Origin of the sequence: Rheinheimera soli, assembly GCF_021290985.1 — a bacterium.
GTDB classification, from domain to species: Bacteria; Pseudomonadota; Gammaproteobacteria; order Enterobacterales; family Alteromonadaceae; genus Pararheinheimera; species Pararheinheimera soli.
Map to the genome: position 1 here is coordinate 1 of NZ_JAJOYU010000031.1, position 15,054 is coordinate 15,054.

A 15,054-nucleotide genomic window follows, 5' to 3' on the forward strand; every position below is an offset into this window, starting at 1 on the left:
AGGCAGCGCAAGCTGCCTTTTTCTTCTGTGCTTAAGCAAAATAAGCGCCTTTCGCTGGGCTTTGCTGATTTATTATTTTTTTATCCTGCCTTTTGATTGAGCGACAAGCCGCCCTTTGTTATAATTTTCACCCGTCCTAAGTTCGTAAATTCTTTATTGCCAATGGCGTCTCAGGGGTCTCATGACTACAAGATACATCTTCGTGACGGGTGGGGTTGTCTCATCCTTAGGTAAAGGCATTGCTGCTGCATCGTTAGCGGCTATTTTAGAAGCCCGTGGCCTGAAAGTGACCATCCTTAAACTGGATCCGTACATTAACCTGGATCCGGGCACCATGAGCCCAATTCAACACGGTGAAGTGTACGTCACAGAAGACGGCGCAGAAACCGACCTCGATTTAGGTCACTACGAGCGGTTTATCCGCACCAAAATGACCAAACGTAATAACTTCACCCAAGGCCGCATCTACTCAGACGTATTACGTCGTGAGCGTCGTGGTGATTATTTAGGTGCCACTATTCAGGTTATTCCTCATATCACCAACGAAATCAAAAGCCGTGTAGTTGCTGGTGCTGAAGGTTATGACATTGCTATCGTTGAAATTGGTGGCACTGTAGGTGATATCGAATCCTTACCATTTTTGGAAGCTATTCGTCAGTTAGGTACTGAACTTGGCCGCGAGCGTGCCATGTATATGCACCTGACCTTAGTGCCGTACCTGGGCACAGCCGGTGAAATCAAAACCAAACCTACTCAGCATTCGGTGAAAGAGCTGCGTTCTATTGGTATTCAGCCGGATATTCTGGTCTGTCGTTCTGACCGCGCTATTCCATCGAACGAGCGCGCTAAGATTGCACTTTTCACCAACGTGGAAGAACGTGCAGTTATTTCTTTAAAAGACGTGTCCAGTATTTACCAGATTCCTGCGCTGTTAAAATCCCAGGGTCTGGATGAATTAGTAGTACGTCGTTTCCATATTACCTGCCCTGAAGCAGACCTGACCGAGTGGGAACAGGTGTTGTATCAGGAATCCAACCCTACAGGTGAAATCACCGTAGGTATGGTGGGTAAATATGTTGAACTGCCGGATGCTTATAAATCAGTGAACGAAGCGTTAAACCATGCAGGTTTGAAAAACCGTTTAACTGTGCATATCAAATACATCGACTCGCAGGACGTAGAAAGCAAAGGTACAGATATTCTGTCTACTGTGGATGCGATTCTGGTACCAGGTGGCTTTGGTGAGCGTGGCGTGGAAGGCAAAATTTTAGCGGCCCGTTATGCTCGTGAAAACAAGGTGCCTTACCTCGGCATTTGTTTAGGTATGCAAGTAGCGCTGATTGAGTATGCCCGTCATGTAGCTGGTATGAAAGACGCACACTCTACCGAATTTAATAAGAACACGCCTTACCCTGTGGTGGGTCTCATCACAGAATGGCTGGACTCTGATGGTAATGTTGAACAGCGGACCGACAGGTCTGATATGGGCGGCACTATGCGTCTGGGCAGTCAAAACTGTAACCTCAAAGCCAATACAAAAGCCCGCGAGATCTATGGCAGCGACATCGTCAGCGAACGTCATCGTCACAGATACGAAGTGAACAACAACTATGTTGCTCAGCTCGAAGAGGCTGGCTTAAAGATCTCTGGTTTGTCGGCGGACAACCAGTTGGTTGAAATGATTGAAATACCTACACACCCATGGTTTGTGGCGGGTCAGTTCCATCCGGAATTTAACTCAACACCACGTGACGGGCATCCGTTATTCCAGGGCTTCGTGGCCGCCGCTTATAAATATCAGAAACAGCAACTCGTTTAACCAGTTGCAGCCGGGCTATTAGTCCGGCTTTTTTATGCGACAAACAGAAGGGGATTTACATGTCTGAGATCGTTAATATTATCGCCCGTGAGATCATGGATTCACGCGGAAACCCAACAGTAGAAGCCGACGTTTTCCTGGCCAGTGGTGCTATGGGTCGTGGCTGTGCGCCATCAGGTGCTTCTACTGGTACCCGTGAAGCCTTAGAACTGCGTGACGGCGACAAAAGCCGTTACTTAGGTAAAGGCGTGCGTACTGCTGTTGCCAATATCGATGGCCCAATCAAAGCAGCTTTACTGGGCAAAAATGCCTATAAGCAAGCAGAAGTAGACCAGATCATGATTGATTTGGACGGCACTGAGTCTAAATCTAAATTAGGCGCTAACGCTATTCTGGCTGTGTCTTTAGCTGTAGCCCGCGCAGCTGCTGCTGACAAAAAAATCCCACTGTATCAGCACATTGCCGACTTAAACGGCACACCAGGCGTGTACTCCATGCCAGTACCAATGATGAACATCATCAACGGTGGTGAACATGCGGATAACAACGTCGATATTCAGGAGTTTATGGTGCAGCCTGTTGGCGCTAAAACTTTCGCTGAAGCTCTGCGTATGGGCGCTGAAATTTTCCATCAACTGAAAAAAGAACTGCACAGCCAGGGCTTAAATACAGCTGTAGGTGATGAAGGTGGTTTTGCTCCGGATCTGAAATCAAACGAAGAAGCTTTAACTGTGATTTCTAAAGCTGTAGCTTCTGCAGGTTATGAGCTGAACAAAGACATCACTTTAGCCTTAGACTGCGCTGCATCTGAGTTTTATGTTGATGGTAAGTACAAACTGTCTGGCGAAGGCAAAGAATTCACTTCGTATGAATTCAACGACTTCCTGGCTGGTTTAGCGAGTCGTTTCCCGATCATTTCAATTGAAGACGGTTTAGACGAGTCGGATTGGGATGGCTGGAAAGACATGACCAATAAAATGGGCGATAAAATCCAGCTGGTAGGCGACGATTTATTCGTCACCAACACCAAGATTCTGACCCGTGGTATTGAGCAGGGCATTGGTAACTCTATCCTGATCAAGTTTAACCAAATAGGTAGCTTAACTGAAACTTTAGCTGCCATTAAAATGGCGAAAGATGCGGGTTTCACTGCAGTTATTTCTCACCGTTCAGGCGAAACTGAAGATTCCTTTATTGCTGACTTAGCTGTAGGTACAGCTGCTGGTCAAATCAAAACAGGTTCTTTATGCCGCTCAGACCGCGTGTCTAAGTACAACCAATTACTGCGTATTGAGCAGGAATTAGGTGCTAAAGCCCCGTACCGTGGCCGTGTAGAAATTAAAGGCCAGGCGTAAGCCAGGTCAGATAAACCAATCAAGGGGTCTTTGCTCTGACCCCTTGATCGGTTTTGCTCCCTTGATTACCATCAACGGATGAAAAAACATTCAGCCGATCAACATCAGCTGTGGCATGGCCCGGCGCAGGACCTGACTTATACAGAGCTTTGTAATGCTTTGTATGAACGGGAGTTGATGCGTTATGCCAAAATGTCGCCCGAATTTTTAGCCAGTCTGCAAAAACGCTTAGCCAGTTTACCTTTTTATATCCGCCGCGCTGCCAGTAGTATTTTGTCGCATAAATCTCCACTTGAAATTGATAGCCAGAATGCCAGTTGGATGGGACGTCAGAGCCCACAATGTCCGGCCAAAGAACAGGGCATAGAGCAAATTGAGCAGTTTTATTTAAAACACAAAAAACTGGCTTTGATAGTGCCTGTGTATCAAAACCAGCAGTCTTTGGAGACCATCTTTCTGGATTCAGTGGATGAAATTGATCTGGCCGGACAAAAGCTACACTGTAATGAACATGGCTGGTTTAGTTTTAATGGCACTCCTCTTACCGACGAAAACAGCGATAAATTCCTGCTTAAGCCAACCAAAAGCTTAATGACAGCTGCTTGTTGTGGTCATCAATGGCTCAACAGCGAACGCAAAACCCCACGGGTGCTGAGTTTAAGAGAATTATTATTGGCCAGCCGACTGAATTGGCAGAATTTTGCTAAGCCTTTTCAGCCTTAAGCAGCATTTTTGTGCAGCAAGCCTTTATTTTCGGCCTTATTAGGGCTTTCCAGTATGGCCGATAAGCTTCATAATACTTCTATGTCTTTATTTTTTGGTTCGTTATGCGCCTGTTAGTTTTATTGCTACTCACGCTGCTTGCAGCACTTCAACACCGCTTATGGCTTGGCCAGCACAGCGTGATGGAGTATTGGGCACATAAAACTGAACTCGCCAAGATGGAACAACAAAATGAAGTTCTGACCAAACGTAATAAATTACTCAAAGCCGACGTCACCGACCTGCAAATAGGTTTAGATGCGATTGAAGAACGTGCCCGTAACGAATTGGGTTTAATTAGACAAGACGAAGTGTTTTTCCGGATTATTAGCCCGCTGGACAAAAAATGACCGCTATTCCTGCTATTGCGACTGTGATCCCGGCCGCTGGTGTTGGCAAACGAATGAAGGCGGATAAGCCCAAACAGTATCTGCAACTTTGTGGTCTGACTGTGCTGGAGCAAACTCTGTTTCGCTTAAAACAAGTTCCTGCCCTACAACAATTTTTTCTGGCGCTGAGCCCGGACGATCCTTATTTTCCTGAATTGCCTGTAGCTTTAGACCCACAAATTCAACGTCTGGATGGTGGCGCGGAGCGTGCCAACTCAGTGCTGAATGCCTTAGTTCAGATTGATGAACAATTGTACCCATGGGTGCTGGTGCATGACGCGGCCCGTCCTGTAGTGCGGGTTAGTGATATCGAACTTTTAATTGATAGCTGTATCGAAGCTGGTCAGGGTGGCATTTTAGCTACACCGGTACGGGATACGATGAAACGCGGCTCTACTGCTGTAGAACACACAGTCGATCGGGTTGGTTTATGGCATGCCTACACGCCGCAATTATTTCCTACCGCTTTGCTCAGAGACACACTGCAACAAGCTTTAGCCCAAGGCGTGGCCATTACCGATGAGGCCAGTGCTATGGAATGGGCAGGATTGCCAGTGCTTTTAGTGCAGGGACATGCCGACAATATCAAAATTACTCAGGCTGAAGATTTAGCTTTGGCCGCTTTTTACCTGGAGCATTCTGTATGATGCCGTTTCGTATTGGCCATGGTTTTGACGTACACGCTTTTGGTGGCGAAGGCCCTATTACTTTAGGTGGCGTAAAAATTCCTTATCAGCAAGGTTTGCTGGCACACTCCGATGGTGATGTGGTGTTGCATGCGGTATCAGACGCTTTGTTAGGTGCTATGGCCTTAGGTGATATTGGCCATCATTTCCCGGACACAGACGCTGCTTTTCAAGGCATCGACAGCCGTATTTTATTGCGCAAGGTGTTTGCTGATGTCAAAGCTCTGGGTTATGAAGTCGGTAATCTGGATGTGACCATTATGGCGCAAGCACCAAAAATGGCCCCTCATGTGGATGCGATGCGTGCTTGTATTGCCGAAGATCTGATCTGTGGTTTATCGCAGGTCAATGTCAAAGCCACCACCACTGAAAAACTGGGGTTTGTTGGTCGTAAAGAAGGCATTGCCGTTGAAGCCGTCGTACTGTTGGTGAAGTCCTGATGCAAAAAACAGCGGAACTGCCAAAGCTAAACTACCTGTACGGTCAGCCTGAAACTACAGCTTTATTGCGTGTACAACCTGATGATTTTATTGTGCACGAAGAACTGAGTTTTATACCGACTGGCGCAGGCGAGCATATGTTGTTGCTGGTGGAAAAAATTGGCCAGAATACTCAGTATGTCGCCAAGCTGTTGGCTGAATTAGTCGGCTGTAAAGCCCGTCAGGTCAGTTATGCCGGTTTAAAAGACCGACACGCTGTAACCCGTCAGTGGTTTTGCGTACCAGTGCCAATCAAACAACAGCTGAACTGGCAAGAATGGACTATTGAAGGCGTTAAAATTCTCGACAGCATCCGTCATCAGCGCAGGTTAAAGTTGGGTTCGATAAAATACAATGAATTTAGCCTGACCTTGCGGGATGTCAGTGATATTCCTGCGCTGTTAGAGCGGCTGGAATTAGTGAAAAAAGGCGTGCCGAACTATTACGGTGAACAACGTTTTGGCATTCAGGGCGGTAATTTAGCTTTAGCCGAACAGCTGTTTTGTGGTGGTGGTATTGAGGATCGAAAAATCCGGGGTTTAGCTTTGTCGGCAAGCCGTTCTTTTTTGTTTAACTTGCAGGTTGATGCGCGCGTCAAAGCTGGTACTTTTAACCAGATTTTGTCAGGTGAAGTGGTGCAACTGGATGGTTCTGGTTCGATTTTTAAAGTCCCAGAAGTGGATGATACCCTGCGCCAACGTTTGTTGGAGGCTGATATTCACCCAACTGCTGGTTTACCAGGCTTAGGTGAGCCGTTAATCACGGCCGATGCGCTGGCTTTTGAACAACAAAGTCTGCAGCATTGGCAGCATTGGGTCGACAAACTGGCCGAGCTTAATGTCAGAGCCGAACGCCGTGCTATCCGGGTTCTGCCCGCAGAATTAACGGCTGAAGTACAAGGCCAAAATGTAAAAATAAGCTTTAAACTCTACTCCGGTTGTTTTGCTACCTCCGTATTACGGGAGCTGGTGAATTATCAGGATGTGCAACGTAATTACGCCACACTGGATTAAGTGATTTTTAAGCGAGGGCGGGGTGTTGAATGCGGATTTTATTAAGTAATGATGATGGCGTTTACGCCAAAGGTATACAGGTTTTACAAAAAGCCTTAGCAGAAATTGCAGAGGTGACTACCGTTGGGCCAGACCGCAATTGCAGTGGCGCCAGTAATTCGCTGACCTTGCTGAATCCGTTGCGCACCCAGCAACTGGAGAATGGTTTTATTGCGGTCAATGGCACACCCACCGACTGCGTGCATTTAGCTATTAGTCAGTTATTGGCTGATGCCCCGGATCTGGTGGTGGCTGGTATTAACCACGGCGCTAATTTAGGTGACGATGTGTTGTATTCAGGCACTGTGGCTGCTGCAACTGAAGGCCGGCATTTAGGTTTGCCTGCTATTGCGGTGTCTTTAGCTGGACGGGATGAACAACATTTTGCAACAGCTGCTTATGTTACAGTGCAGGTGATTAAAAAGCTGAAATCCCACCCTTTGCCTGCGGATCAGATTTTGAATATTAACGTGCCAGCACTGCCCTTAGAGCAACTTCGAGGCATTCAGGTGACTCGCTTAGGGCGGCGGCATAAAGCGGAAACTATGCAAAGCTCGACCGACCCATGGGGCAGGCCTATTTATTGGTATGGTTCTTTAGGACCAGAGCTTGATGCAGGGCCAGGCACAGATTTTTATGCCATAGCTCAGGGCTACGCTTCGATTACACCTTTGCATGTGGATATGACAGCCTATCGCAGCATGGAATTATTAACGGACTGGTTAGATGGAATTGAGTGTTAAGTTATGGCAGTAGTCACCCATCGTAGTGCCGCAGTATTGGCACAAAAACTTCAACAAGATGGGATTAAAGACAGCAAAGTCTTATCCGCTATCGCGCAAACGCCACGGCATTTGTTTGTTGAAGCAGTGTTAGCTCACAAAGCTTATGAAAATACCGCCTTGCCCATTGGGCAAGGACAGACCATTTCGCAGCCTTATATAGTGGCGAAAATGACTGAGTTACTGCTGCAATCGCCGCAGTGCCAAAAGGTGCTGGAAATTGGCACTGGCTCTGGTTATCAGACTGCTGTACTAGCCCGGTTGTTTTCACAGGTTTGTAGTGTAGAGCGGATAAAGTCGTTGCAGTTTCAGGCCAAGCGGCGCTTGCAGCAGCTGGATTTACACAATGTGTCAATGAAGCATGGCGATGGCTGGCTCGGCTGGGCCAGTAAAGCGCCTTTTGATTGTATTATAGTCACAGCTGCACCGCACGAAGTGCCACAAGCTTTGCTGCAGCAGTTAGCTGAAGGCGGACGCTTAGTGATCCCTGTTGGTGCTCAGGAACAAGTGTTAAGAGTCTTTACCCGTGTGGGTGATGAGTTTGAACAAAAAGATGTTGAGGCGGTACGTTTTGTGCCATTAGTGCCGGGCGAGCTGGCTTAATCAAAAGGATAAAGTAGTTGAAAATTTTTCAATGGATGTATGACAAAGCACTGGTCTGGGCCAAACATCGCCACGCCGAACGTTACTTAGCTGGGTTGAGTTTTACTGAATCCGTTATTTTCCCTATTCCGCCTGATGTGATGCTGGCGCCTATGGCTTTGGCTCAGCCAGCAAAAGCCTGGCGTTTTGCCTGGGTGACGACTTTATTTTCAGTATTGGGTGGTATTTTTGGCTATTTCCTTGGTTTATGGTTGTATGAACCGGTAGTGTTGCCTGTCGTCGAGTCTCTGGGCTATCAGGAAACCTTTGCCAAAGTAGAACACTGGTTTACAACCTATGGGGTTTGGGTGGTATTTATCGCCGGATTTTCACCTATCCCCTACAAATTGTTTACTGTAGGTGCAGGTTTAATGAGCATGGCATTTCTGCCTTTTGTGATTGCTTCTTTTGTCGGTCGGGCCAGTCGGTTTTTTCTGGTGGCAGGATTGATGTACTGGGGCGGCGAAAAAATGCAGCAAAAACTGCGGGATATAGTGGACTGGCTAGGCTGGGGTACAGTGGCCCTTGGCGGCATTTTATATCTGGTGTATCGCTAACTAATGAAACTCTTTAGTGTGTTTTTTCTGGTGTTGATCTTAAGCGCTTGTAGCTCAAGAGAATCACCAGCGCCCGTTACCACACTAAATGACATCAAAAATTATTATAAAAAATACCCTCAAGGTGAGCCTGGCTCCGGCCATATAGTTCAGCCAGGCGATACCTTATATTCCATAGCATTTCGGGCTGGTATGGATTACCGTCAACTGGCAAAACAAAATAATATTGCACCCCCTTATCGTATTTTGGTTGGCCAGAGGATACATTTTAGTAACAATTATTTATCATCCTCTGTGGCGGCAAAGCCAAATTTGACGGTCAAAGGCCAAAAAAACGCGACCAGTACTGTAAAGACTCCGACACAAAGCCAAAGTAAATTAACAACTGCTAACAAAGCTGTTGCGCGCAACAATCAAACGGGTTATGTTCAGAAACAGACAGTAAAGGAAAATGCAACTTCAGCAGCAAATTCTGTTTCCAGTTCTAAAGTGCGTTGGGCATGGCCAGTTCGTGGACCTATATTGGCAGGCTTCTCCAACGCTGAACATGGCAACAAAGGGTTAGATATAGGAGGAAAAGCAGGAACTCCTATAAAGGCAGCAGCAGCAGGAGAAGTAGTTTATGCGGGCAATGCACTAAGAGGCTACGGCAATCTGGTGATAATCCGTCACAATGACGACTTTTTAAGTGCTTATGCACATAATCGAAAATTACTGGTGAAAGAGCGTGATACTGTCGTAAGCGGACAAACTATAGCCGAAATGGGTAATACAGATGCACCTTCTGTCAGGTTGCACTTTGAAATCCGCTTCCGTGGTAAGTCTGTAGATCCAAAACGATACTTAAAATAATTAAATACAATAATAATAAATATCACCCCGAAAGGGCGAAGAGGTAAGGATGCCAGGCAGTTCAGGTGATACCCAAAGCTTGTAGAAGTGGGAGAAGGATATGGGCCATAAAGATGATGACGATGTAATCGAATTTAAAGAAACTGAATTAACGGATGACGTTATTTTATCTGATGATGATAACGCCGAACCTGATTTAGCCGCTTTAGCAGCGGAAGAAGACAATACCCCTGACGATGTGTTTACAGCCAATGATAGCCAGCGCGCTATGGACGCCACTCAGATTTATCTGGGTGAAATTGGTTTTTCCCCTTTATTATCTGCCGAAGAAGAAGTCTATTTTTCCCGCCTTGCCCTCAAAGGCGATAAAGCCGCCCGTAAACGTATGATTGAAAGTAATTTACGTTTAGTGGTGAAGATTGCCCGTCGGTATATTAATCGTGGTTTAGCTTTGCTGGATCTGATTGAAGAAGGCAACCTTGGCCTGATCCGGGCTGTGGAAAAGTTTGATCCTGAGCGTGGTTTCCGTTTTTCGACTTACGCTACTTGGTGGATCCGTCAAACCATAGAACGGGCCATTATGAATCAAACCCGCACTATTCGTTTGCCTATTCATGTAGTCAAAGAACTGAATATTTACCTGCGGGCTGCCCGTGAGTTATCGCAACGCCTGGATCACGAGCCAACACCGGAAGAAATTGCCGCAGCTTTGGACAGGCCTATTGAAGAAGTTCGTAAGATGTTGAAGCTGAATGAGAAAATTACCTCAGTGGATACACCTGTTGCTGGTTCTTCAGAAAAACAACTGCTTGATGTATTGGCTGATGAAAAAGAACTAGGCCCGGAAACTGAATTACAGGATGCAGATATTCGTCAGCATCTGGTGATTTGGTTGGACGAGCTGAATCCAAAACAACGTGAAGTGTTAGCCCGCCGTTTTGGTTTATTAGGTTATGAGCCTTCCACACTGGAAGATGTAGGTAAAGAAATAGGTTTAACCCGTGAACGAGTGCGACAAATTCAGGTGGAGGCATTACGCCGCCTGCGTGAAATTGTCACTCACCAGGGGCTCAATATCGAAACTCTATTCCAAGAATAACAGACGTTATTCTGCACTAACCACAAAAACCTGTTGCCTTGTGTAACAGGTTTTTATTTTTCTGCTTCTGCTTCTGCTTCTGCTTCTGCTGCGGCTTCTGTGTTTAAGGCTATTGCTGTTCAATCTTCTATAACTTAGCTTTCCTGAGACTAAACTTCAGCTACCGACTTTATTGGCGAAGATAGCCGAATAAAATTCCCGCAAATGAGACAGCGCACCATTAAGTTGAGATGATCTCTATTGCAATTCTTTACTGGCTTCATTTTTTTCATGTCAGATTTGTTGTTTTTTTGAGAATATTCATTTAGGTTAAATTAACAAGATCATTATTGCGTTCAGATTTTGGTCATGTTTGAACTATAAGCGAGTTGTATCGTGGCTTCTGTTCAATAAATCCATCCAGGGATTACATTAAAACTAAAAGAGAATATAAAAATGCAAAAAAAACACAACTTAAGCAGCCTCACACTTGCAATGTTGCCGCTCTTAGTTGCTCCTTCGGTTTTGTTCGCTCAAGATCAGGATGCAGCCAGCGCCTCTGCAGAAGAACAGGAAATGGAAGTGATTACGGTCACTTCACGGAAACGGGTGGAATCTTTAATTGAAGTTCCAATGAATGTCACTTCCGTCTCTGCGATTCAAATTTCAAATCGTAACCTTATTAACAAAGATGACCTGTACAGGACCCTTGCAGGGGCCGCTTCACCAACTGGTACCTTAATTTTGCGTGGTTTGTCTGGAGGTAACGGTGCCGCGCCTTCCACAACATCTTCATTTACCGATGATATTCCGTTTAACTTTGTTGACTTGTATGACATCGAAGCTGTTGAAGTATTACGTGGCCCGCAAGGTACTTTATGGGGCTCAAATGCTATAGGTGGTACAGTACGGGTTATTACGCAAAAACCAAAGCTGGATACAGTTGAGTTTACCTCTGCATTACAGTCCAAGAATACAAAAAATGTGGAAGGCCTGGATTTACAGGGCTGGGCTGCAGTGAATATTCCTTTGATTGAAAATGCTGTGGCTATGCGTATTACAGGCCACAGTTCCAATAAACCTGGCCCAATTATTAACGCAGCAACAGGCGTGCAACGAGAAGTAAAAGATCAGTATTTACGCACTCAGTTTTTGTGGCAGCTCAGTGAAGACATTAGCTTTAACTTAGGTTATTACAATGTCACCACTCGCACTGTAGGAACACGTTTCGCAGATTTGTCACGTCCTAATGGCAGGACATTTGCTAATACTGTTGAAAACCCGGATTCAAACTACGGGTATGACGTAAGCTACGGCTCAACGCCTTGTACTGAAGGACAGACCCGTGCGGCCTGTTTTGGCAATGTTTCTTCTGTACCTGTTGGCAAATACCATATTTGGGAAAGCCTGGATGGTTGGGCTAAAGACAATACAGAACTTGTGACCGTCACAGCCAATGTGGACGATCTGATGGGTTTTGCAGATTTTGCCTATTCAGGTTCTTACCGCACTATTCAAAGTGATTCTTTGGATAACTGGTCACGTCTGGATATGGCTGATTTAGTCAAAACCTGGATTATTAACTACGACAAAACCGCACGAGTAACTCATGAGTTCCGCTTGCAAGATAAAGGCAATCTGGAAAACTTTACCTGGACTGTCGGAGCTTTTTACGACAAAGGCTGGCGTGGCAACATCCCAAATACTCAGTTTCAATACCACGAAAGTGATGATCGCAGCATAGCCGTTTTCTCTGACTGGAATTCCTGGGTGGATTGGGATGACTATTGGGGTGAATTTGGTATTTATAACGTAGGTCAGCTTGGTGAAGCTTTATACGGCGATAAAAGCAAAAACTACAATTTATATTATGACGGGTCACATAATACGGAGTTAGCATTCTTTGGTGAAACGACCTATACGGTTGATATGAAAACTTCGGGTAGTTTGGAATTTACCGCAGGTATTCGTTATTACGATCTGGAAGATTACGCTTCATTTGGTTACAGCGGAATTTGGGAAGCCAGAGAAGGCCGTACAGCCCTGAGTGAAGGTGACGAATCAGGAAACCGGAAAAAACTAAGTGTTGCCTGGATACCTGAATCTAAAGATATGTCAGTTTATGCTTTATATTCAGAAGGTTATCGCCCTGGTGGTAACAATACGCCTTTGGCTGCCGCATGTCGCAATGATGAGTATGCTTCGGGTCATACCACCCGCTATACAAGTGACAGCATTGACAACTATGAAATTGGTTACAAAGCCAATATGGGTAACCTGAGATTTTCTACTGCTGTCTACCAGATTGACTGGGAAGATGTCTGGGCTTCGGTTTATATGCCTAGTTGTGGCTTCAGCTACACGGCAAACGCTGCAAAAGCCCGGTCTCGTGGTATAGAGTGGGAAAGTAGCTACAGCTTTGAAAATGATCTGGAGCTGATCCTGAATGCTTCTTACACTGATTCTGTGATGTTATCAGACGTAGAAGCTCTGGGAGCTAAGTATGGGCAGGATATGACACAGGTGCCTAAGTACAATGCGTATGTAGGCTTGGATAAAGGCTTTACCTTTTTTAATAAGCAAACTAATGTCCGCTTGGATGTTGAAGCTTATGGTGAGTACAGATCCCACTTTAATGCACGGGACGATGGTTCAGACACAGCAGACGCCTACCGTCGGGTGAATCTGTCATCACGTATTGAGTTAAACGACAATATACGTCTGTCTGCTTTTATTCATAACTTGTTTGACTCTGAAATTGAGCAATTTAAACAAGCTCGTACCCGCGCAGGCAGTACAAATAACCTGAACGTGTTGTACGCTCCGGAACGCAGTCTGACCTTAAGAGTGGATTACAGCTTTATGTAATTTCTAAGGTGTTGAATACAAGGCCCTGCTTTATATCGCGGGGCTTTTTTTCGATTTTATTTCAGAGCATTGAAGCTCATTGCGTTCAAAACCCAGCTTCCTCAGTCGTTCAAACCAAGGCTGTTTTGCAAGAGTAAACTAAGCCACCTAGCTGGTTGTCGTCGTCATACTGAACTCATTTTCCGCACTGGCATAACCCTTGCTCTTTTCTGATACAGAACTAAAAAAACAGGCCTTGAACTGATGGTGTTCGGGTTGTATCGGACGGGAAGGAGTCGCCAATGGGTGCAAAAAGTTTTGGGCACTATCAGCAAATTGACCAGTGTTTTGATGAGCTGGTGCATAAGGACGGACAAATACGGACCCCTGCTGCGGCTATAGCCCGTTTTATTGATCGCCATGGTTCAGGCGAACTTATTCAAAGACAAGAGCAATTAAATCAAACGATTAGCGCTATGGGTGTCTGTTTTACCTTGTATTCAGATGGTAATAATATTGACCGCTGCTGGCCTTTGGATGTGATGCCACGCACTATCCCAAGCTCCGAATGGCAGAAAACCAGTGCTGGTCTCAAACAACGTTTAGCTGCTTTAAACCTGTTTATTGACGACTTGTACCACGATCAGCGCATCCTTAAAGACGGCATAGTACCGGCTGATTTAGTGCTGGATTCGCGCAACTATCTTGCACCATGTAAGGGCATTTCGCCCCGTTATGGGGTGTGGGCCAATATCTGTGGGACTGATTTGGTGCGTGATGGCTCTGGCCAATTTTTAGTGCTGGAAGATAACTTGCGGGTGCCGTCCGGTGTGTCTTATATGCTGGAAAACCGCACTGTGATGAAGCGCGTATTTCCGGAGTTGTTTGCCGATTCCTTTATCTATCCTGTTGACGATTATCCACATCAGCTGTGGCGTATGCTGGCGTCTTTATCGCCTCGTCCTGGTGATGTGCCTTGCATCGTATTACTGACACCTGGGGTTTATAACTCTGCCTATTTTGAGCACAGCTTTTTAGCTCAGCAAATGGGTGTAGAGCTGGCGGAAAATACCGATTTGATCGTACAGGACGACATTGTTTATTTAAAAACTCTGCATGGCCTGCAACGGGTGGATGTAATTTATCGCAGGGTGGACGATATTTTTATTGACCCAGAAGCCTTTCGGCCAGACTCAGTCTTAGGCATTCCAGGTTTGATCAAAGCCTGGGCCAAAGGCAATGTGTCTATCGCTAACGCACCTGGATCCGGTGTGGCTGATGATAAAGTGATTTACGCCTACGTGCCTGAAATTATTAATTATTATCTGGGTGAACAACCGCTGATTGACAATGTTCCTACCTATTTGTGTCTGGATAAAAAACAACGGGACTATGTGTTGGCCAATCTGGACAAACTGGTGGTGAAACCTGCCAATGAATCCGGTGGCTATGGCATTTTAATAGGCCCGCGCTCGACCAAAGAAGAGCAACAGCAAATGGCAGAAGCCATTAAAGCGAACCCGCGCAATTTTATTGCTCAGCCCACTCTGGCGTTGTCCACAGCTCCCACTTTATGCGATGGAGTGCTGGAGCCACGGCATTTGGATTTACGGCCTTTTATTTTGCAGGGCAGAGATTTGTATTGCACCACAGGTGGTTTAAGCCGGGTGGCGCTGAAAAAAGGCTCTTTGGTGGTCAACTCGTCGCAAGGCGGTGGTAGTAAAGACACCTGGATCATCAACGATGAGGTCTGA

The 15,054-nt window shown here is 45.8% G+C and carries 14 protein-coding genes; all 14 read left to right on the forward strand.

What is annotated here, in order from left to right; translation table 11 throughout:
* Window positions 1-181 precede the first annotated feature (181 nt).
* The 14 genes from pyrG to LSG37_RS17340 all read left to right on the forward strand — a co-directional run bounded on the left by pyrG (window position 182) and on the right by LSG37_RS17340 (window position 15,054).
* Window positions 182-1,819 (forward strand): CTP synthase, encoded by a 1,638-nt coding sequence (pyrG, locus tag LSG37_RS17275; protein ID WP_233081054.1) that lies wholly within the window; start codon window positions 182-184, stop codon window positions 1,817-1,819.
* Between the two features lie 59 nt (window positions 1,820-1,878).
* Window positions 1,879-3,174 (forward strand): phosphopyruvate hydratase, encoded by a 1,296-nt coding sequence (eno, locus tag LSG37_RS17280; RefSeq protein ID WP_233081055.1) that lies wholly within the window; start codon window positions 1,879-1,881, stop codon window positions 3,172-3,174.
* A gap of 78 nt (window positions 3,175-3,252) precedes the next feature.
* Window positions 3,253-3,897, forward strand: coding sequence for a hypothetical protein (locus LSG37_RS17285; protein ID WP_233081056.1), 645 nt, complete (start codon window positions 3,253-3,255; stop codon window positions 3,895-3,897).
* A gap of 104 nt (window positions 3,898-4,001) precedes the next feature.
* Window positions 4,002-4,286 (forward strand): cell division protein FtsB, encoded by a 285-nt coding sequence (gene ftsB / locus LSG37_RS17290; RefSeq protein WP_233081057.1) that lies wholly within the window; start codon window positions 4,002-4,004, stop codon window positions 4,284-4,286.
* Window positions 4,283-4,972: a 2-C-methyl-D-erythritol 4-phosphate cytidylyltransferase gene (gene ispD, locus LSG37_RS17295; RefSeq protein WP_233081058.1), complete on the forward strand. Its 690-nt coding sequence runs from the start codon at window positions 4,283-4,285 to the stop codon at window positions 4,970-4,972. Before ftsB ends, ispD begins: the two co-directional genes overlap by 4 nt.
* Window positions 4,969-5,451, forward strand: a complete 483-nt coding sequence (gene ispF, locus LSG37_RS17300; protein WP_269836647.1) for a 2-C-methyl-D-erythritol 2,4-cyclodiphosphate synthase — start codon at window positions 4,969-4,971, stop codon at window positions 5,449-5,451. The genes ispD and ispF overlap by 4 nt, the downstream gene beginning before the upstream one ends.
* The gene (gene truD / locus LSG37_RS17305; RefSeq protein ID WP_233081059.1) at window positions 5,451-6,503 is read left to right on the forward strand and encodes a tRNA pseudouridine(13) synthase TruD; all 1,053 of its coding nucleotides are present in this window, start codon (window positions 5,451-5,453) and stop codon (window positions 6,501-6,503) included. Before ispF ends, truD begins: the two co-directional genes overlap by 1 nt.
* Window positions 6,504-6,532: 29 nt before the next feature.
* Window positions 6,533-7,285, forward strand: a complete 753-nt coding sequence (surE, locus tag LSG37_RS17310) for a 5'/3'-nucleotidase SurE (protein WP_233081060.1) — start codon at window positions 6,533-6,535, stop codon at window positions 7,283-7,285.
* Between the two features lie 3 nt (window positions 7,286-7,288).
* The gene (locus LSG37_RS17315) at window positions 7,289-7,927 is read left to right on the forward strand and encodes a protein-L-isoaspartate(D-aspartate) O-methyltransferase (RefSeq protein ID WP_233007946.1); all 639 of its coding nucleotides are present in this window, start codon (window positions 7,289-7,291) and stop codon (window positions 7,925-7,927) included.
* 17 nt (window positions 7,928-7,944) lie between these two features.
* Entirely contained in the window at window positions 7,945-8,523 is a 579-nt protein-coding gene (locus LSG37_RS17320; protein WP_233081061.1) for a YqaA family protein, read from the forward strand.
* Window positions 8,524-8,526: 3 nt separating this feature from the next.
* Window positions 8,527-9,375 carry a peptidoglycan DD-metalloendopeptidase family protein gene (locus LSG37_RS17325; RefSeq protein WP_233081062.1) on the forward strand — a complete coding sequence of 283 codons (849 nt, stop codon included), beginning with the start codon at window positions 8,527-8,529 and terminating at the stop codon, window positions 9,373-9,375.
* 100 nt (window positions 9,376-9,475) lie between these two features.
* Window positions 9,476-10,474 (forward strand): RNA polymerase sigma factor RpoS, encoded by a 999-nt coding sequence (rpoS, locus tag LSG37_RS17330; protein WP_233081063.1) that lies wholly within the window; start codon window positions 9,476-9,478, stop codon window positions 10,472-10,474.
* A 435-nt stretch (window positions 10,475-10,909) separates the two neighbouring features.
* Window positions 10,910-13,321 (forward strand): TonB-dependent receptor, encoded by a 2,412-nt coding sequence (locus LSG37_RS17335; RefSeq protein ID WP_233081064.1) that lies wholly within the window; start codon window positions 10,910-10,912, stop codon window positions 13,319-13,321.
* A 281-nt stretch (window positions 13,322-13,602) separates the two neighbouring features.
* A complete protein-coding gene (locus LSG37_RS17340) occupies window positions 13,603-15,054 on the forward strand; it encodes a circularly permuted type 2 ATP-grasp protein (protein ID WP_233081065.1) in 1,452 nt (483 codons plus the stop codon).

Coding starts and splice junctions, on each gene's coding strand:
- LSG37_RS17335 (WP_233081064.1), top strand. CDS start 10,910: ATGCAAAAAAAACACAACTTAAGCAGCCTCACACTTGCAATGTTGCCG.
- eno (WP_233081055.1), top strand. CDS start 1,879: ATGTCTGAGATCGTTAATATTATCGCCCGTGAGATCATGGATTCACGC.
- LSG37_RS17285 (WP_233081056.1), top strand. CDS start 3,253: ATGAAAAAACATTCAGCCGATCAACATCAGCTGTGGCATGGCCCGGCG.
- LSG37_RS17315 (WP_233007946.1), top strand. CDS start 7,289: ATGGCAGTAGTCACCCATCGTAGTGCCGCAGTATTGGCACAAAAACTT.
- ispD (WP_233081058.1), top strand. CDS start 4,283: ATGACCGCTATTCCTGCTATTGCGACTGTGATCCCGGCCGCTGGTGTT.
- pyrG (WP_233081054.1), top strand. CDS start 182: ATGACTACAAGATACATCTTCGTGACGGGTGGGGTTGTCTCATCCTTA.
- LSG37_RS17340 (WP_233081065.1), top strand. CDS start 13,603: ATGGGTGCAAAAAGTTTTGGGCACTATCAGCAAATTGACCAGTGTTTT.
- LSG37_RS17325 (WP_233081062.1), top strand. CDS start 8,527: ATGAAACTCTTTAGTGTGTTTTTTCTGGTGTTGATCTTAAGCGCTTGT.
- truD (WP_233081059.1), top strand. CDS start 5,451: ATGCAAAAAACAGCGGAACTGCCAAAGCTAAACTACCTGTACGGTCAG.
- ispF (WP_269836647.1), top strand. CDS start 4,969: ATGATGCCGTTTCGTATTGGCCATGGTTTTGACGTACACGCTTTTGGT.
- surE (WP_233081060.1), top strand. CDS start 6,533: ATGCGGATTTTATTAAGTAATGATGATGGCGTTTACGCCAAAGGTATA.
- ftsB (WP_233081057.1), top strand. CDS start 4,002: ATGCGCCTGTTAGTTTTATTGCTACTCACGCTGCTTGCAGCACTTCAA.
- rpoS (WP_233081063.1), top strand. CDS start 9,476: ATGGGCCATAAAGATGATGACGATGTAATCGAATTTAAAGAAACTGAA.